Raw genomic sequence first — 18897 nt, 5'->3', positions numbered from 1 at the left:
GGTTGCGCCTTTTTTTATACAATAAATTCTCAGAGTAAAAACAAAAAAGTGAATATATAAAATCAAATAGATACTTTTTGCATCACAAATTCTCAACAAATGAACAAGCTTTCATCATTCAATACTATTATTTGTAATTGTTATGAATGAGAATGGATGGGCATCAATTATTATATGGTCATGATTTATATAGGACGTTTTTTATGATTAAGAAGTATTTTGCCGCTTTGTTATTAATGATGAGTATGATGGCTTCAGCCTACGCTCAATCAGTTGATAGCATGGTTACGGTTCAACAAGAGTTAAAAGAAAGATTAGTACAGTTATCTACCGCTGATCCTGCCGATAAATTGTTTTTTGAAGATGTGTTACGTCGTAAAAATGACAAAGTTCGAGCGGATATTGAATTACAGCTGCAAGAAAACCCAAGAGCTAAAGGGCTTGATGGTGTTGTTCGTTCAGAGATGGTCCTTATGGGCGAGTTATTGCAACTAAGTCATCAAGATTTGGTTGAATTGACTAAAGCAGTCCGTAAAGCGAAAGGCGATGAGAAAGACGATTTAGAATTTGCTGCACAAAAACGTCTTGGCATCATGGATATGTATTATGAAGAAGCATTCAAAACATTATCATGGGGTGAAACTCTAAATATTGATTTCACCAAAGAAAAAACAGCCATTTTAAAAGAACTAACAAATCGTGCTGATTTATTGGCAAACATTATTCATTATCTTGAATCACAAAAATCAGATATTGCAAAACGTATGCAATATGCGTCAGTAGAGAAGAAAGATCTGCTAACGCAAGATGCGACGAACTTGTCTGAACGAGTTTCATTAATGATTGCGAGTTTAGAAGTAACAACGGCATTAATGGAGCAAAACAATATTGATATTACAGAGTATAAACAGCTTATTTTCTCTGTAACTGGCGATATCAACAGCGATGTATTGGACATCGGCGTTGCTTATGGTTTAACAGAAGAGTGGGTTACTCGTTTTAAAGATTGGGCGGTAGAGAATGCGCCATCAATTATTGTTAAATTAGTTATTTTCTCGCTTATTCTTTGGGTGACAAGTTTCCTTTCTCGACTTGCTAAAACAGCAATTAAGAAAAGTGTCTCTCATTCTAAAATGAAGTTCAGTAAGTTAATGCAGGAGTTCTTTGTGTCTATGGGCTCAAAGTTCATCATGATGATCGGTATCTTGATTGCGTTATCTCAAATTGGCATTAATTTGGGCCCACTGTTAACTGGTTTTGGTGTTGCAGGTGTGGTTATTGGTTTTGCATTAAAAGACACTCTATCTAACTTTGCTTCTGGAATGATGATTCTGATTTATCGTCCATTTGATGTGGGTGATTTGGTTGACCTTGGTGGTATCGTAGGTAAAGTTAACCGTATGAATCTTGTATCTACTACAATCAAAACGGTAGATAACCAAAACTTAATTTTCCCAAACAATAAGATTTGGGGTGATGTGATTAAGAACGTAACTATCGAAACTGAGCGTCGTGTAGACATGGTATTTGGTATTGGTTATCAAGATGATATTGAAAAAGCAAAAGCCATCTTTACTGATATCTTAGAGAGCCACCCATTAGTACTAAAAACGCCAGAGCCTATGGTTAAATTACATACATTAAATGAATCGTCAGTGGACTTTATTGTTCGCCCTTGGGTTAAAACAGATGATTACTGGGATGTGTACTGGGAAGTGACTGAAACGGTTAAGAAACGTTTAGATGCAGAAGGTGTGAGTATTCCATTCCCACAACGTGATCTGCATATTTATAAGCACGAAGCGTAAGTAGAAAAAGGTGAATGTAAAAGAGTGACTTAAATGGTCACTCTTTTTTTTACATTAATTTATGTCGTCTTCAGATTTTATCGCTATTGGAGCAGGTTTCTTAAACTTTTTAATAATCAATGACACGATAAAACAGAGTGCGCCTACAATAAGTGCAGAGCGTAAAATAGTGAAGCTATCATGTTCTAGCTGTTGAATATGAGGGCCGACAGAAGCAAATAAACGCAAGCTAAAAAAGGCGAGGAGGATGAATGGGACAATTTTTTTCATGCGTAAATACTCCGTGAAATAGGATGATAATGACTAATTAATAACATCATCATATCTAAAGATAGTCCCTATTTAATCGCTTTTATCCGTAATGTTAGATTACGATTATAAGAGCATTTAAGCATTATGTGGCAATACGAAGACAGCTAGATGTCAGTGAATGGACGAGTAAATTGGAACTATGATCTTTGATATAAATGATGCTAATCAAGTTGATAGTTTAATTTATTTATCTAAAAGTGTGGTTGGCACCTCTTTATTTGTATAAATTTTAACCGTTTTATAAAGAAATACCTTTACAATGCTTGGTTCTAGGGTATTATCTCTCTCGCTCTGTTGCTCAGAGTTGTTAATGAACATCAAGTAAAGTAAGCCTTAGTATTTCTTCGTAATGTCGTTATTCTCAGTGTTTCCCTTATCTTTTCGTCACATTTAATAATTCAAGCTCTAAGCGTATCGCATTATGCGATTTTTTATGAATTTAAATATATAAGGGACATTACATGTCTAAAACAACTGGTATCGTTAAGTGGTTTAACGAAGAAAAAGGTTTCGGTTTTATCACTCAAGATAACGGCGGCGCTGACGTATTCGTACATTTCCGTGCTATCGCTTCAGAGGGTTTCAAAACTCTTGCTGAAGGCCAAAAAGTTTCTTTTGAAGTTGAGCAAGGCCAAAAAGGCCCTCAAGCTGCTAACGTTGTAGCTGCTTAATTTCAAATAAGTAGCGCAAAGGGTATTCGTACCGTTTGCGCTACTTTTAAATGTTTTATTAATACTCGATTTAGTTCTACTTTGTAAGATATCAACATTTCAAACATCTGCTCCTGTTTTGTACTTGTCATAACATCTCTTAGTTACCTCTACCATCCTAGTTTTAATCCAATCATTTTTCTGTAACATCAATCAATTACTCTATTTATAAATAATTTCTATAAAACCTAAAGGTACTTAATGAAAGTAAATTTTACTATTTTCAAAAATAATGTTTCATGGGACGCGTTAATTCACCAACTAAACAGTGATGTTTTATTACGTAACATACTAATGAAAGGTGAGTTAGACTCACTTGATATTGATTTTTCATATTGTGAAGAGACAGGGAAAGGAAGTATTACCAATAGTTATAATCAACCTATTGGTGATTTTTCAATTTCGTTTTAATTTGTATTACGCTTTTTAAACATAAATATTATTGGCTTTCCCCCTAAGACATCGGCCAATTTTTTCTTTGCTCAGACCTTACTAGATAACGAATAACTATAAAAATGTTACATATCTCATAAAAATTAAGTAAAAACACGAAGTACGTTTAAATATTCGTGATCTTGATCCTCGCAAATCTCTCGCCTCTACTATAGATTGAATAGGTCATTAAGAATTATGACTGCAGCTCAAAGATGAGCGAGTGATTTAAGGAAGTATCTTATGAAAAGAACAAGAAAAGCCCAATTGCAACGTGCGCGAATTCAATATTGGAAAGACACTGCAAAAGACACGGCTAAAAAGTGGTAAAAATAGAAAACTCCTGACTGTCAGGAGTTTTTTGGTTTTAGGGCTTTATAAAAGTAGTGCTTGTTTAATGTTATCTATCAATGTTTTATACCTCTGAGGTAAATCTCTATTTCTTTTTTGAACTAAAAACAAGCTCTCATACACAGGATTTTTTGGTTTATGTATGTGCAAATCGTGTTTATAAGGAAAGGCATCAATAGCGCTTTGTGGAAGCACGGTGAAGCCAATTCCTTGGGCGATAGGCAGTAAAATTTGGCTTAATTGATTAATGTAACTTGCCGTAGGAACATCATTAGCATTGCCTTTTTCTAGGACTGCATCTTGGCAAAGATCAAAATAAAGTGACAGGTAATGCTCTGCATCAGGGTGCTTTATTAACCCTAATTCGATTAATGTATCCCAAGTTACGGATGTTTTTTTATAATGTTTCGGTAACACTAGGCAGAGTGATTCTTTGGTGATCTCTTCACTACGAAATAGGTTCGGTGCTGGTTGGTGAGTCACTATCCCGATATCAATATTCCCTCGTTGGATGTCTTCTAATATTTTATGGTTTGGTGCAACCTCTACGTGAGTTACTAAACTAGGATGTTTTTTTTGTAAGGCAATACATTCTGGATAGAGAGACAAAGCTAACGCTCCAGAGCAGGCGAATTTACATAACCCTTTGTATGGGTCATCAAAGCTTAATGCTTCATTCAGGTTATCAGCATTGCGTTGTTGTTGTTTGGCATAATCATAGACTAGCCGGCCTTGCTCGGTGAGTTCGACACTTTTTCCTTCCCGCTTTAATAAATCGTACCCACACGCCAGTTCTAATTTTTTAATGTGTTGGCTGACTCCTGGTTGAGTCATAAAAAGTTTTTCAGCTGTGTGAGTAAAGTGGCCGACATCAACCAAAGTACAAAAGGTATTGAGCCAAAGAGGATTAAGCATAAATCACCAAGATAAATGAGACTAAAAATAGATAACAAAAGATTATTAGATTAAGAGTAATTGATAATTTCTTATTTGATAAGAGGGTGGTGAGATTTTTTCGGCTGTGAGGTGATGACTTTTTGTAGTTGGTGATTTAACCTCACCTCCCGAGTTGAGGTTAATGACACTCGGCGAAAATAGTTAAGAGGTATAAAATATGGATTGTCCTAGTTGTGAAGAGCATATTGGTTGGGAGTGGGTGGAAGAAGAAGCCATTGAACCCAATGAGGTTTTTGAGTGTCCTGAATGTGAAGAATCACTTCGTTATTTGATAGATGAAGGTACGTATTTGGGGCCTCAACATAAAACGGTGGAAGTGGTGGACTAAACACCACCTCCACTATAATCATAGATATTATGAAAGCTTAAATGCCGCCACCTTTTCACTTAAATCAAGTGCTTGTTCTTTGAGTGTATGAGATTGAGCTAAACTGTCTGTTGAATCAATAACAAGTAAATCTGTCACATCTTTAATTGATGTGACATTTTGAGTTATTTCTCCAGTAACATGGGTTTGCTCTTCTGCTGCTGTTGCAATTTGAGTAGCCATGTCGCTGATCAATGTAACAGAAGCGCTGATTTCTTCTAGGGCAAGAGTTGCTCTATCTGCATCTACTACCGATCTATTAGCAAGGTCAGAACTGCTCTGCATTAAGTTAACCGCACGACTCGTTGTTTGTTGAAGAATATCAATTGTTGATTTGATCTCTTCGGTTGACGTATGAGTTCGTTGAGATAACACTCGAACCTCGTCAGCCACAACGGCAAAACCTCGTCCTTGTTCTCCCGCTCGCGCTGCCTCAATGGCTGCATTTAACGCAAGTAAATTTGTTTGTTCCGCAATGCCTTGAATGGTTGCTAGTACAGTATTGATCTCTTGAGAGTGTTGTTGCAAATCACTAATTACCGTACTAGCTTCATTTACTTCGTTAGCAAGGTTACTAATTGATGTCTTGGTTTCAATAACAAGAGATTGTCCCTTTTGGGTACTGCTTGATGAATTTTGTGCCGCTTCAGCTGTTTGTTCTGCATGAGAGGCTATTTCACGCGTAGCTGATGCCATTTCAGTTACTGCGGTTGCAACCATAGTAATTTCTTGTTGTTGCAGGTTTAATTCTTTCACTGAATTATTAGCACGGTTAGTACTTTGCTCTGAGCCTGCGGTGAGTTGTTGTGATTGTTGGCGTATATGCTGAATGAGCTGCTGTAAACTCTCAACAAATATATTGAAGTTATTCGCTAACTTTCCAACTTCATCGTTATTTTCAATATGAATTCGTTGGGTTAAATCACCACTGCCGTTTGCAATTTGTGCAAGTGCTTGAGATACATTGTTTAACGGGCGGAATAAGATATTACACAGTAAATTGAATAGTAACGTACAGATAATGACAACAATTGCCGTTACTAGAACCTGTCCTGATACGGCATCAAATAGAGGGGCAACTAGCGAGTCATAATTAATGACGCTCACGGTAATTAAACTCGTACCATCAATTTTTTGAGCATACATAATGTATTTCTCACCATCTAATTCAATAGATATGTCAGAGTTACTGTTGGTTGCTTGCTGGATTGTTGAAAAATCTAAGCCTAAAGTGGAGACTGATTTATTCAGCAGCTTTGTATTTGGATGAGTAAAAATATTGCCTTTATCATTAGCGATAAACATGAAACCATCACCCGGAAAAATAACTTTTTCCATGCTGTTTAAAATATCGGTAATTTCTACATCAGCACCTAGAACCATTTGTTGTCCATGTAAATTTAACGCTTTTCCTAAAGAAACAACATTCGCCCCAGTTGCTGCTGCAACAGTTGGGTTGTCCATAAAGACTTTAGAAGGTGCAGCAAGAGCATTTATGTACCATCCCCACTTTCTTGGGTCATCATTACCAGGAGGAAGGATAACGCCATTTGCGTTAGCTTGGGAGCCATCAGGGTAAGCAAGGAATACATTATCAAATTTTGCAGAATCGCGAATTTGTTTTAAGTGGGTAACGATAGCATCGTTTTTGGCTTCAGTAGGTAATGACGTGAGTGCTCGTTCTTTAGAAAGAATCCAATCAGTAACGTATTGATTATATGAAGCGGTGGTACTTTCTAGTCGCTGTTCAACTTCAGTATCTAAGCGATCTAGTGAGGCTTTAAAGGAAAGGGCCTCAACTAATACTCCCCCGAGTATAATGGCGGCACTTGCGGAGATAGCAAGCTTGTTTTTAAGCGATAAATTTTTAAACATAATAGTCGAGCATCTTTTTTAATAGTGAATAGTTTTTTGTTTTTTCTTAATAATTTTAAGCTTCAAAATAAATGATGACATAAAAAACCTATTGAAGATAATAATGTTCTAAAAATAACTCCCTATTCTTATATTGATTTTTATATCAATATAAGTCGATTAAAAATGATAAAGTGTCTTTTGTTATTAGAGACCTTGTAATTAGGAACAAAAAATTGAATACCTCATATAAGTATACCGTGGCAGGGTGTACTGCCATTTTATTATGGAGTTTAATTGTCGGGCTTATTCGTAACGTAACGGAACAACTTGGCCCGATTGGTGGAGCTGCGATGATATACAGTGTTGGCTCACTGTTTTTAATTATAGTGGTTGGGTTACCAAAACTTCGTTTATTTTCAATTCGTTATTTACTAATTGGTGGTGGGTTGTTCATCACTTATGAAATATGTCTATCGTTAGCGCTTGGGATGGCAAACAGCCGTAATCAAGCGGTTGAAATGAGTATTATTAATTATTTATGGCCTTCATTAACGGTTCTTTTTGCTGTGCTTTCTAGTAATAAGCCTGTAAGTAAGGTGATTTACCCTGCAATACTCTTGTCCTTTTTTGGGGTTGCATGGACATTGAGTGGGGATGAAGGTCTTTCTGTTTCTCAACTAATGGCTAATGCAGCAACTAACCCGATTAGTTATTTATTGGCATTTACTGGGGCATTTCTTTGGGCCATTTATTGTAATGTCACGAAAAAGCTAGCTAATGGTAAAAATGCAATTACTTGGTTTTTTATCGCCACCGCTATATCGCTATGGGCTAAATATACAATTAGTGATGAAGCGTCGATTGTGATGACCAGTGATGCAATAATCGATTTATTGTTGGCTGGTATAGTGATGGGCAGTGGTTATGCTTTATGGAATATCGGAATTATTGGCGGCAACATGGTATTGCTTGCGACGTTTTCTTATTTTACTCCGATCTTTTCAACTTTCTTTTCTGCATGGATTTTAGATATTGAGCTAACCATGCAGTTTTGGCAAGGGGTTATAATGGTGACATTAGCCTCATTGATATGTTGGTGGTTCACTCGAGAAAAAGAGTAAATATAAACTATACATTGATGATCACAGTTATCTGTACGATTTATTGTTAATTGTAATAAATCATATTTATAGACTATGAGAACTATTTCCTCCTGATATAGTCTTATAAAGAGTGAATTTTAGGAGTAGATAATGGCGAATATAGTGGTATTGCATGGCTTATATATGCATGGCGTGGTAATGAAACCTCTTGCTGACCGGTTAAAAAAGAAAGGCCATACGGTACAAGTCATTAGCTATAATTCACTTCGTATTAATGAAATGGTCCTTTTTAAGCGCATTCATAGCTGTTTATCTGTATCTAAAAAAAATGTCGTTCTTGGACATAGTTTAGGTGGCATTTTAGCCGTTCATTTTGCTAATTATCATCAAGATATTAATACACCAATAGATTCCATTGTTACGATTGGCTCTCCGCTCCAAGGCGCTTCTATTGCTAAAGAACTTCAAAGTAAAAAATTGGGTTTTATATTAGGAAGCTCGAAGAGACAGGGATTGGTCGATGTTGCTAAATTAACAGCTAATTGTCCTATTGGTTCTATTGCTGGGACATTACCTATTGGTTTACGTCCGCCAATGATTCGAGATCATCAACCTTCAGATGGGACAGTGACGGTTCAAGAAACTTTACTTCCAGAGTTGACTGACCACTTATGTTTAAACTACTCCCACACGAGTTTGCTTTATGCGACAGAAACAGCAAATCAAGTGGATTACTTTATTGAGAATCATAAATTTAAAAAGGAAGAGAAATCAGAGGAAGAGGTGGCATGAGAAAGTAGATAGTCCGTTATCTACTTCTATAATGTTCGATAAAGTATGGATTAATCCAATTCTTGGTCTTCAAGTTGGCGTTCTTTTCGTAATCGAGCTTCTTCCATTACGGCATTGATTTCAGCCATTAAGCCATCAACATCGGCATCTTTGCCATCATCAATAAATACGCCAGTAAGCTTTGAATTTGGTGTTAATTCACCACTTTCATACAGTGCCCACATTTCTTTTGCGTATTCAGAACCAAGCAGCTCTGGAGCGTATTGACCGTAGTAAGTAGTCATGTTGTTTACGTCACGCTCAAGCATCCATTTTGCATTGTTATTTGCCGAAGCATCTACCGCTTGAGGTAAATCGATAATTACAGGGCCGAGATGATCGACCAATACGTTAAATTCAGACAAATCACCATGCACAATACCTGCACACAGCATACGAGTGACATATTGGATCATTAAATCATGATCTCGCATTGCTTGTTCTTTGGTTAAAGTTACGTCATTTAAACGAGGTGCGACAGAGCCCTCATCATCGGTAACCAACTCCATGAGTAATACACCATCAAAGCAACCATAAGGCGTTGGTACACGAACATCAGCTTCTGACAGCTTATATAACGCATCAATCTCTGCGTTTTGCCATACTTTCTCTTGTTCGTCACGGCCAAATTTAGAGCCTTTCTCCATCGCGCGGGCACGACGACTATTTTTTACTTTTCGCCCCTCACGATACGCTACCGCTTGTTTAAAGCTACGTTGTTCGATTTCTTTGTAAACTTTGGCACACTGAATATTATCGCCACTACGCACAATGTAGACCGAGGCTTCTTTACCGCTCATTAATTGGGTTAGAACTTCATCTATTAAACCATCTTCAACTAATGGTAGTAATCTGTTTGGTATTTTCATTGCACCTCATATGAGCGTAGATAGACGTCGTAAAGTGTGACGTTTTTTTGAGCTGTGTATTAATTTATGTAGGGCATTATGCCTATATTTTCCTTGGTCACAAGTTTTGATGATCAGATATTTTTTGTCTTGTTTGTGATCATGCTGTGATTTCTTTTTGTTTTGCCATAATTTATAGACTATAGATTCGATCTAACACAAGTTTTTAGCCAATCATTTCTGATATGTTTTTATCTCTTTCGTCATCACATAGCTTAATTTTCTTTAAAATAAGAGAAGAGAGCTATAACGATGTGTTAAATAGACATAAGGCAGTAAGAAGATGGATATTTTATTATTAAGTAATGGCAAGATTGCAGGTAACAATTTTGTAATGGAATTTGCAAGTGAAGCGATTGTTGAGCAAATTCAACGAACAAAAGCCAAGAATCTGGTGCTTATTCCTTATGCGGTTATTCGCTCTAGCCATGATGATCGTGTTGCCTTGGTTCAACAAACCTTTGATCATCTTGGGTTAGATTGTAAAGTTACCGGTCTACATCGCTCAGAAGATCCTGTCAAAACCATTCAAGAAGCGGATGGTATTTTGGTGAGTGGCGGTAATACCTGGGTGTTAAATAAAACATTGCATGATTTAGGCTTAGTTGGTCCTATTCGTAAAGCGGTATTAGATAATGGAGTTCCATATATAGGTTGGAGTGCTGGTACGAACATCGGTTGTCCAACCATTCGTACGACCAATGATATGCCTATTATTACGGGTGCAATTCTGCCTTCGTTAAATTTGGTACCATTCCAAATTAATCCTCATTATCTAGAAGCCTCTGTTGAAGGGCATTTTGGTGAAACTCGTGATGAGCGCATTCAAGAATTTCTAGAAGTGAATAAACATGAGCCAGTGGTAGGGATCCCTGAAGGCACATGGTTGCATGTTCTTGATGGTAAGTTGAGCTACCATACAGCCAATGAGAAACCACTTAAGTTGTTCTCTCACGGTAAAGAGCCTGTTTATTATACTGCTGAAGACGATGTACAGTTCTTAATGGAACATAGTTGCTAAGTAATGAGCTTATAAGAGTGATAAATTAAGAGAGGCCAAGTTATCAAATAACTTGGCCTTTTATTTTTAGTTATCACTGAGACTTGAAAGCACCACATCAGCCGCTTCTAATGCACCTTCTAAATAGCCACCATTTTCTCGTGCGGCTTCTGTTCCTGCAAAATACCAATACGTTCTCTGGCATCAAGTAATAGGTAGTCTTTACCCATTTTTTCAAGTTGGTATGCCGTGTATAACCCACTAAGGCCCGCGCCAACAATAAGATGTTTAGTTTTCATTCTTCGTTCCCTACGCTTGTTACTGATGTAAGTGGTGACCTGTTTTTATCCATACGAGACACTCTGTTTGAGCCGTCGTAGCCTGCAGTAAATGCCCGATAGGTAGACGTAACCAATCAAAATTTTGATAGCGAATGCCTTGATGAGTAAATTCGCCTTCTACGACAAGAATTTCTATTCCACCGTGGTTTTCTAGCTCAATAATTTGGCCCTCTTTCCATTTTTCAAGGCGAACGGTCTCTTGCTTAAAGTGGTGTAGCGGCTGAAATAATACCCCTAGGCGATTATCGTCTTTAACAAACTCTTGTTCTTGAGTTTTGATATGTACTGGTGTGGTATCCCCTTCTTGATATTGGCCTAGCTTTACTAAAATCATACAGCCATCTTTTACTATTGGCGCGTGAGACGTGCCGATAGGGTTACGCACATAAGTGCCAATAGGATAACTGCCATGTTCGTCAGCAAATATCCCCTCAAGTACTAAAAACTCTTCACCACCAGTATGAACGTGCGATGAGAAATAGCTGTTTGGTTCGTAATTTACCAAGGTTGTTGCGGTTGCAATTTCACCGCCATCACGCTCTAACATTTTTCGTGATACTTCTTTAATAGGTGATGGGACCCATGTTGATTCCGTGAAAAAAGCATTCGCTTGTAGCGATAAGTCAGTATGTAATTTCATTATAAACCTGCGTGAATGGCGAGTAATAAAGTCTATTGTGTAATGTTTATCTAGGCGTAACAAATCAGAACTTCTATACTATTAATAAAGATTTTCTTTAGTGTATTGTTATAGGGTAAATAGAATATTATGAAAATTAACCATTTAAATGGGCTGAGAGCCTTTGAGGTGGCGGCAAGACATTTGAGTTTTTCTTTAGCGGCAAAAGAGTTGAATGTCACTCCTGCAGCAATAGGGCAGCAAGTGAAATTACTGGAAGAATGGCTTGGTGTCTCTCTATTTGAACGACGATCCTCTGGTGCTTCTCGTTTAGTGTTAACGAAGGAAGCACTTCAAGGCTTACCTGATATTACGCGTGGATTTGATGCTTTATCACAAGGACTAAGTCAGTTAAAACCGATAGAGGTTAATCCCATTTTAACGGTTGCCGTTAGCCCTGCCTTTGCTGCTAAATGGCTATTAATGCGTATTGATGACTTTCAAACATCACACCCTGAATGGGATCTCCGGTTAGATACCAATATTCGAACGCTTGATTACCTTGCTGAGAGCATCGATATTGGCGTCCGATATGGAAAAGGGAATTGGGAAGGGTTAGAAAAATCATTACTAATGACGGAATCTGTCTTTCCTGTTTGCTCACCTGATTTAGTAAAGAAGGGGCTGTTTAGTTTAGATAACCTTACCGATTTTCCTTTATTACATGATCTGTCTTTACCCAAAGAGAGTGGGTTTCCTTCTTGGTCGAGTTGGGCGAAGCAGAATAATGTTCATGATATAAATGCAGAAAAGGGGTTGAAAATTAATAATTCGGCGTCTGTTATTCAAGCGGCGATTAGTGGCCAAGGCGTGGCATTAGGCCGAAGTGTATTAGTGCAAGAGGATTTAGATTGTGGCCGATTGGTTAAGCCATTTCCTGATTTGAAATGTCATATAGAATTGGCGTATTACATTGTCTGGAAACCAAATGGACTTGAACATGAAAAAATCAAGGCGTTTAAAGATTGGTTGCAGTATCTACAATGAAAAGGAATAAAACCAAAGCACGGACATGTAGAGTTAGATCAAACCAAACGAAGATAAAATGAAGATCCCAAGCGTACAAGTGACTAAGGATGCTACTGTCGTTTGAGCTATGATGTTTGCAGCCAGTGTAGCGTTACCACCCATTGCGCGTGCCATTACGTAACTTGCAGCAGCGGTTGGCGCCGCACTCATAAAGAATAAAAGTCCTAAATCTAGCCCTCTAAAGCCTAACAATATACCTCCAATGGTAATAAATACTGGACTTAATATCAGTTTGTAACTAGTCGCAAACCCAGGGCCGACGCATGTATAAAACGCAGTATTTTTCAGAAATCTAGGTGAAAATTTTAAAAATCACTACTAATCATCATGAATGTGTGATCTTATACCTTTCTAAAGCAAAGGTGGGAACTCCAGATGAATAAGACCAATCTATTTGAGCAATTTTTAATACTTTCAGACCCTCGACAAGAAACCAAGATAGCACATAACTTTTTCGATATCTTATTTCTTACTCTGTGCTCTATTCTTTGCGGAAGCAAAGGATGGAAAGAAATAGAAGCCTTCGGTGAGTGTAACTTGGAATGGTTACGTAACTTCAGAGAGTTTGAAAACGGTGTACCAAGTCATGACACCATCGCTAGAACAGTGAGTATGGTCGACCCTGATGAGTTTTCAGTTTGTTTTGCTCAATGGATGAAAGAATCGATTGAGCATGTTGATGGTCGTATAAAGACAATTGCGATTGATGGTAAATCTCTTCGTGGTACTTACGACAAAGAAAGAAAATCTTGCCTGGTTCATATGGTTAGCGCCTTCGCTGTTGAATATGGTGTCGTTCTTGGTCAAGTTAAAACAGAAGAAAAGTCTAACGAGAGTGTGCCGTGGGCACTGAACCCTGTTTTCTAAGGAAGGCAAACAGGAAGATGAGCATAAGCTCACGAAGAGATGGAGGTAGGCCCTCCAGAGTCTGCTGTCGGAAGCCGGCTCTAAACCACTTTCAAGTGGCTGTTATTAAGAGTAATGGTCAGAAGCGTTGAAAGAAAATCAGAATAAGAATTCTGGCGAGGTATGGTGCAAGGAGATGAGTAATTCCGAACCCATGTGGACGCGTCGTTAACTTAAGGTAGCATCAAAACTGAAATCGTTTCGTTATTTCAGGATAAGTACACCGGTGAACTCCGAATGCTGGGTGTACGGTGCTCGGCGTAAAGTGGGCATGGCCTTGTACTAGGCTCTTTGTGGGAACCACGGGAACCAGTCATCATGATGCTAAGGAAGAAATATAAATGACAAAAATCATGAATATGAGAGTACCGATGCGTGATACTGGGGCGGAGCAATTCGTAGTAGTGATGAAGGGCTTGTAATGAGCGTGGAGCGAAGGGATTGCGTCAAGTCGGTTGAAACGACGACTCAACTGCCGACAGGTAGGAGGAGGTCGCACGAGCAATCAAAACCTTTTGAAATATCCAAATGGGATGTAATGACGGCCTTCGAAAAGGTAAAAGCCAATAAAGGCGGAGCCGGAGTCGATGGAGTAACGATAGAGGACTTTGAAAAAGACCTTAAAAACAACCTTTACAAGATATGGAACAGAATGTCATCGGGAGCCTACTTTCCCCCACCCGTCGCAGCGGTAAGTATACCGAAGAAGTCCGGTGGTGAAAGAACACTAGGCATCCCAACGGTCGGTGACCGCGTGGCGCAGACGGTGGTAAGAGATAAGCTTGAAATTATGCTCGAACATCACTTCTTAGATGATTCTTATGGCTATCGAGTGGGGAAATCTGCTCATGACGCGATAGAGGTGACGAGAAGGCGATGTTGGCAGTACGATTGGGTACTGGAGTTTGATATCAAAGGTCTCTTTGACAACATTTGTCATGATTTGTTGATGAAAGCGGTTAGGAAACATATTCAGCTTGCTGAAGAAAGTCAGAGCCGAGATTATCAATGGGTGATTTTGTACATAGAAAGGTGGTTAGTTGCACCGTTGCAGAAAGCCGATGGGACGAAAACGGACAGAGAAATAGGCACGCCACAAGGCGGTGTAGTGAGTCCAGTACTTGCTAACTTATTCCTTCACTATGTTTTCGATAAATGGCTGGAGAAGAATTATCCAGACAACCCATGGTGTCGTTACGCAGACGACGGGTTAGTACATGCTGACTCGTGGGGTGAGGCAGAGAAATTAAAGAGAAAGCTAGCACAGCGTTTCCTTGAGTGTGGTCTAGAGATGCACCCAACGAAAACTAAGGTTGTTTACTGCCGGGATGATATAAGACGAGCGTCTGCAAAACATATCGAGCATACACAATTTGATTTTCTAGGGTATACCTTCAGGGCCAGAACAAATAAGTGTAAACGCACAGGTCAAATCTATAATCGATTTCTGCCCGCTGTCAGTATGGCAGCCAAGAAAGCCATGCGTAGGAAAATCAAAGAGCTAAAAGTACGCCAGAAAACTCAGTACAGTTTAGAGCAACTCAGTAGATGGCTCGGTCCAATGCTGAATGGTTGGATAAATTATTACGGAAAGTTCAGGCGTAGTGAATTAGACTCGGTATTCAGACACTTCAATAAGACTTTAGTACGTTGGGTGAGAAGGAAATTCAAATCACTCAACACCCTTTAGCTCCTGCGATTACAGAGCATAAAGAGCCAAATAGAACCTCAAACAGACAATAAGTGGTCTTCGCACTTTGGCGTTGGTCAGTAACAGTGTGAAAATGCTCACGATCTCACCCTGGCTTGATACCAATCTGTAACCATGATCTAATTTCTATTATCACAATTAAAATCAATTACATGGCTAATTACAAAAGAGATAACTCCAAACAAAAACATGTTTGTACCTATCATGATTGATGAGCAACTTATCCCTGGCACTATCGAGTATGCATTGAGGATGCGACAGAGGCTGTCGTATTAAATGCTAATCGGACTGTTCAAGGTCCACTGGCAGTGCTTGCTTACTATCAGAATAAAACTGTGTGCTTACTTCTGGTAGCAACAATGCTCTTTTACCCGAATTAAACAGGCGAAATGGTTTCGCCGCAAAAGAAGTCGACTTTAAGCTTGCACTATTGTAGCTTGGCTGGTGCGCATAGATTAATAGTGATTCGATAGCTGACAGGGTAATGTTCTTGGATTCGTTACGGTCATATCGTTTTCTCTCATCCTTTCTCCAAGCTTCCCAGTTAGTAAAATTACCACAGGAAGCAATGTAAATTTGACAAAGGTCAGCTTGGTTCTGAATCCAAGTGTGCTCCTTAAGTCGTGTGAATATTTCATCCCTATCTGACAAACCAATGTAAAGCAAACTATCACGACCATAGGCAGGATGGTTGCCGTAAATTTGATAGAGACAATGCCCCTTAATCCCCTTAAGCTTGTTTATTGCTTCTGATGAGAATGGTCCTTCCCAATAAACATCAATAATAGGCACAACTTCACTACACATCTTTAATCCTCATACCACGAGAGACTGTCTCTAAGGGTTTCTTTTATTTCCTCACGTAATGTCAACAGCTCTAACACTGTTACGTGGTTACACACAGACAGAAGCCAATGGCGCAATTCATCGGTGTCATCCACGCTCGCATAGATGAGAAAATCGTCATCTTTAGGTTCTATTACCAGCCCTTCACACAGTGGTGTTTCGTCAAGAATTCTTGCAAGCACAGGTGTTACCCATAGCTTAATTGCCAATTTATCTAAATTACGGGCAACCCCCATTTCCCCTTGCTGGACGTATGTCTCCAGCGAGAAGTCTTCGTCAATCATCGCAGGGAATCAGAGAGTCTGGCAACCAAGCAAGCATGGCACCAAAACCCAAAACTTGTATTAATGCCGATCGTTCAAGTATCTTAAACGATCGGCATTAGGGGGAATAAACAGTGGTTTTCCTGCGTAATAAATAGATCATCTAATTAGTTACATTGGTATGACTCGTGAGTGTAAAAGCACTTATCGAGTTTAAAACGGAATAGCTAGATCCTGCACGAAACAATGTCTATCAAATGAAAAAGGCTAAGTACAGTTGCTTAGCCTTTATTATAAAACATCAATTTAGTTAGTATGAGACTCGTTATAATTTAAAGAAGGATAACTTGTCGCCTAAATTTGTCGTCAATTCTTGAATATGACCACTTGATTGATTGGTTATCGCAATTAGATCTAGGTTCTTATGAACAATGATATTAATGCTTTCTAGCTGCTGAGAAATATCCTTTGTCACGCTTGATTGCTCTTTAGAAGCGGTAGCAACAGAAGCGTTGATATCAGACATTTCAGTTACACGATTCGAAATTAATGTAAAGGCATCAGAGAGCTCTTTGAACATTTGCTCGTATTCAACAATCAATGCCGCATTATTACGCATAGAGACATCTGCTTTTTTAGATTGCTCTTGTAATAATGTAATGATGTTTTGAATATCAATGGTTGATTGCTGCGTTTTTCCTGCTAGAACACGAACCTCACCAGCAACAACCGCAAAACCACGTCCTTGTTCACCAGCACGAGCTGCTTCTATCGCCGCATTTAATGCCAGTAAGTTAGTTTGGTCAGAAATGGTATTAATGACCTCTACCACGGTACTGATCTCTTGGGAGTACACTCGCAACTCATTAATGATTTTTGTGGACTCTAGCATTGATACGCTTACACGCTCGGTAATATCAGTCACTTGGCGTAATGTTTCAGAACTACTGCCAACCACATCAATCGCTGATGTAGCGGCAACTTCGGCTAACTCCGCATTGTGAGCAACATCGAGAGCGGTTGCGGCTAGTTCTGTTGCTGCGGTGGCTACTTGCTCAACAGAAGACAGTTCGTCTTGTGCATTATGTTCATTTTCGACAATAATCTTAGCAATTTCAGATTGGTTAACTAAGAGATTATTCATTGTGTCATGTGAGGATTGAACAAACGAAACTAAATTCTGCTCAAGAATCACTAAGGCATCTGTGATTTCATCTAATTCATTATTAGATTTATCTACTTTCTTGCTATTGAACTGCCCATTAGATAATTGAATGATCCAATTTTTTATTGGTAATAATTGCTTAAATTCTTTGATTAATAAAATATAGATAGCAATGACTAACACACAACCCAATAACAGTAGCGATAAAATATTTAATACAATACCGTTGTTAATGCTGTGAACAATTTTATTTAATGGCACAACATTAAATAAATAGTTACCGTCATCAAGTACAGTTTTAGATACAGAGAACCAATCTTCATTTGGGTTTTGATAGATAAATGGCTTTTCTGTTACCGTTAAAAAGGATGATCTTAATTCAAAAAGGTTTTTCCCCAAAATTTCATTGTTAACAGGATCAGCCGCAAATACCATACCTTCTGGGTTGGTTACCGCAAATTCCATCTTTTTCTCTGACAATAAGTGCGTACCAGGTAAATCAAATAACACCACACCAATACGTTGACCATTTTTTAAGATCGGCACAGAGAACGTAATGACCATTTCACCAGTACCAACCGATTGATACAAATCAGATTGATAATACGGTTCATTTGTATTCATTACATTCATAAACCATGGTCGTTGGCGCTCTTTTGCATTCCAATCTGGGATGCCATTTTGTGAGCTGTATAATTCACCATCACGATTTGCAAAAAGCACTTCAATTAACTCGTATCTTTCTGCAATTGTCTTTGCTCGTTGAGCTAGCGTTTCATGAGGTAAGTTATCAATAGACAATGATAAATCATCAGCTACCGTATTCATGATGTTCAGATACTGCTCTATCGATGAGTAATAATTCGCCGTTAGTATGTTTCTATTCAACTCCGTTGATATTTCAATTTCCATATCTTTTTCTTGATTTTTTTCAAACCAAAATAGTCCTGAAATAATTGATCCTACAATCATAACAAGAACTATATAAATAAAGATTATTTTCTTGATCACAGTCACGTTTCCGAGTTTTTAAGTATTCACATTATATCAAAAGAATGCTCTTTTCTTGCAAGAAAAAAAGCGTTTCTCATTGAAAATACTCTCTTTCATTTACTTTTTTGGCTCAACGTAAGTTTAAATGAGGGTATTTTGTTTCAAATGTTGTTTATTGGTATCTTTGGTTGATTTTAATTGATGGCGGTAGGTTGTTAATTTGTCCATAAAATGGGGTTAAGGTGTTGTATTTTTGAATGATTATGAGCGGTGATTGGAATTAAATATTGTTTTTTTTAATACAAGGTAGCACATAGCACTACCCAGA

19 protein-coding genes and 2 pseudogenes are annotated in these 18897 nt (G+C 38.2%); 10 read left to right on the top strand and 11 right to left on the bottom strand.

All coding sequences use genetic code 11. From position 1 onward, the window contains the following. Nucleotides 1–203: 203 nt before the first annotated feature. The gene (locus PVK70_RS14965; RefSeq protein WP_130047041.1) at nt 204–1808 is read left to right on the top strand and encodes a mechanosensitive ion channel family protein; all 1605 of its coding nucleotides are present in this window, start codon (nt 204–206) and stop codon (nt 1806–1808) included. A 54-nt stretch (nt 1809–1862) separates the two neighbouring features. Here PVK70_RS14965 and PVK70_RS14960 read toward each other — a convergent pair whose 3' ends face one another. Continuing rightward, nucleotides 1863–2078 carry a hypothetical protein gene (locus PVK70_RS14960; RefSeq protein ID WP_130047040.1) on the bottom strand — a complete coding sequence of 72 codons (216 nt, stop codon included), beginning with the start codon at nt 2076–2078 and terminating at the stop codon, nt 1863–1865. Nucleotides 2079–2581: 503 nt separating this feature from the next. Between PVK70_RS14960 and cspE the strand changes: the two genes are divergently transcribed. Together cspE and PVK70_RS14950 are read left to right on the top strand one after the other, a co-directional pair. Further along, entirely contained in the window at nt 2582–2791 is a 210-nt protein-coding gene (gene cspE / locus PVK70_RS14955; protein WP_012552262.1) for a transcription antiterminator/RNA stability regulator CspE, read from the top strand. 240 nt (nt 2792–3031) lie between these two features. Then, nucleotides 3032–3241, top strand: coding sequence for a hypothetical protein (locus PVK70_RS14950; RefSeq protein ID WP_130047039.1), 210 nt, complete (start codon nt 3032–3034; stop codon nt 3239–3241). 396 nt (nt 3242–3637) lie between these two features. Here PVK70_RS14950 and PVK70_RS14945 read toward each other — a convergent pair whose 3' ends face one another. Beyond that, a complete protein-coding gene (locus PVK70_RS14945) occupies nt 3638–4528 on the bottom strand; it encodes a LysR family transcriptional regulator (RefSeq protein WP_130047038.1) in 891 nt (296 codons plus the stop codon). Nucleotides 4529–4727: 199 nt separating this feature from the next. On the opposite strand from PVK70_RS14945, the gene PVK70_RS14940 reads away from it, so the two are divergent. Beyond that, nucleotides 4728–4898 (top strand): hypothetical protein, encoded by a 171-nt coding sequence (locus PVK70_RS14940; RefSeq protein WP_130047037.1) that lies wholly within the window; start codon nt 4728–4730, stop codon nt 4896–4898. 27 nt (nt 4899–4925) lie between these two features. On the opposite strand, the gene PVK70_RS14935 is transcribed toward PVK70_RS14940, so the two are convergent. Next, on the bottom strand, nt 4926–6812 hold the full coding sequence (locus PVK70_RS14935; protein WP_130060002.1) for a methyl-accepting chemotaxis protein: 1887 nt from the start codon (nt 6810–6812) through the stop codon (nt 4926–4928). 215 nt (nt 6813–7027) lie between these two features. Between PVK70_RS14935 and yddG the strand changes: the two genes are divergently transcribed. Both yddG and PVK70_RS14925 read left to right on the top strand, forming a co-directional pair. Beyond that, entirely contained in the window at nt 7028–7915 is an 888-nt protein-coding gene (yddG, locus tag PVK70_RS14930; protein WP_130047035.1) for an aromatic amino acid DMT transporter YddG, read from the top strand. Nucleotides 7916–8047: 132 nt separating this feature from the next. Next, a complete protein-coding gene (locus tag PVK70_RS14925) occupies nt 8048–8689 on the top strand; it encodes an alpha/beta fold hydrolase (protein WP_130047034.1) in 642 nt (213 codons plus the stop codon). 50 nt (nt 8690–8739) lie between these two features. Here the strand turns inward: PVK70_RS14925 and PVK70_RS14920 are convergent, their stop codons facing one another. Continuing rightward, on the bottom strand, nt 8740–9597 hold the full coding sequence (locus tag PVK70_RS14920; RefSeq protein ID WP_130044860.1) for a PA4780 family RIO1-like protein kinase: 858 nt from the start codon (nt 9595–9597) through the stop codon (nt 8740–8742). A gap of 322 nt (nt 9598–9919) precedes the next feature. On the opposite strand from PVK70_RS14920, the gene pepE reads away from it, so the two are divergent. Continuing rightward, nucleotides 9920–10657, top strand: coding sequence for a dipeptidase PepE (pepE, locus tag PVK70_RS14915; RefSeq protein ID WP_130047033.1), 738 nt, complete (start codon nt 9920–9922; stop codon nt 10655–10657). A gap of 119 nt (nt 10658–10776) precedes the next feature. On the opposite strand, the gene PVK70_RS14910 is transcribed toward pepE, so the two are convergent. After that, the gene (locus PVK70_RS14910) at nt 10777–10935 is read right to left on the bottom strand and encodes an NAD(P)-binding protein (RefSeq protein WP_130047032.1); all 159 of its coding nucleotides are present in this window, start codon (nt 10933–10935) and stop codon (nt 10777–10779) included. Between the two features lie 19 nt (nt 10936–10954). Continuing rightward, nucleotides 10955–11617 (bottom strand): cupin domain-containing protein, encoded by a 663-nt coding sequence (locus PVK70_RS14905; protein ID WP_130047031.1) that lies wholly within the window; start codon nt 11615–11617, stop codon nt 10955–10957. Between the two features lie 129 nt (nt 11618–11746). Between PVK70_RS14905 and PVK70_RS14900 the strand changes: the two genes are divergently transcribed. Further along, a complete protein-coding gene (locus PVK70_RS14900) occupies nt 11747–12643 on the top strand; it encodes a LysR substrate-binding domain-containing protein (protein WP_130047030.1) in 897 nt (298 codons plus the stop codon). Between the two features lie 33 nt (nt 12644–12676). Here PVK70_RS14900 and PVK70_RS14895 read toward each other — a convergent pair. After that, nucleotides 12677–12934, bottom strand: a pseudogene (locus PVK70_RS14895) (AEC family transporter); the annotation flags it as partial. A gap of 126 nt (nt 12935–13060) precedes the next feature. On the opposite strand from PVK70_RS14895, the gene PVK70_RS14890 reads away from it, so the two are divergent. Beyond that, on the top strand, nt 13061–13552 hold the full coding sequence (locus tag PVK70_RS14890; RefSeq protein ID WP_130047029.1) for an ISAs1 family transposase: 492 nt from the start codon (nt 13061–13063) through the stop codon (nt 13550–13552). Between the two features lie 460 nt (nt 13553–14012). Further along, complete coding sequence (gene ltrA / locus PVK70_RS14885; protein ID WP_242504733.1) at nt 14013–15281, top strand: group II intron reverse transcriptase/maturase; 1269 nt, start codon at nt 14013–14015, stop codon at nt 15279–15281. Here ltrA and PVK70_RS14880 read toward each other — a convergent pair. The 4 genes and pseudogenes from PVK70_RS14880 to PVK70_RS14865 all read right to left on the bottom strand — a co-directional run. Next, nucleotides 15274–15384 (bottom strand): annotated as a pseudogene (locus tag PVK70_RS14880) (transposase family protein); the annotation flags it as partial. The gene ltrA and the pseudogene PVK70_RS14880 overlap by 8 nt on opposite strands. A gap of 197 nt (nt 15385–15581) precedes the next feature. Then, entirely contained in the window at nt 15582–16109 is a 528-nt protein-coding gene (locus PVK70_RS14875) for a hypothetical protein (RefSeq protein ID WP_130047028.1), read from the bottom strand. A gap of 2 nt (nt 16110–16111) precedes the next feature. Beyond that, on the bottom strand, nt 16112–16432 hold the full coding sequence (locus PVK70_RS14870; protein WP_130047027.1) for a WYL domain-containing protein: 321 nt from the start codon (nt 16430–16432) through the stop codon (nt 16112–16114). Nucleotides 16433–16736: 304 nt separating this feature from the next. Beyond that, nucleotides 16737–18548 (bottom strand): methyl-accepting chemotaxis protein, encoded by a 1812-nt coding sequence (locus tag PVK70_RS14865; protein WP_130047026.1) that lies wholly within the window; start codon nt 18546–18548, stop codon nt 16737–16739. Nucleotides 18549–18897: the final 349 nt, after the last annotated feature.

This window comes from Aliivibrio sp. A6, from assembly GCF_028765505.1.
GTDB lineage: Bacteria > Pseudomonadota > Gammaproteobacteria > Enterobacterales > Vibrionaceae > Aliivibrio > Aliivibrio finisterrensis_A.
This window is presented reverse-complemented; position numbering and strand designations above follow the sequence as displayed.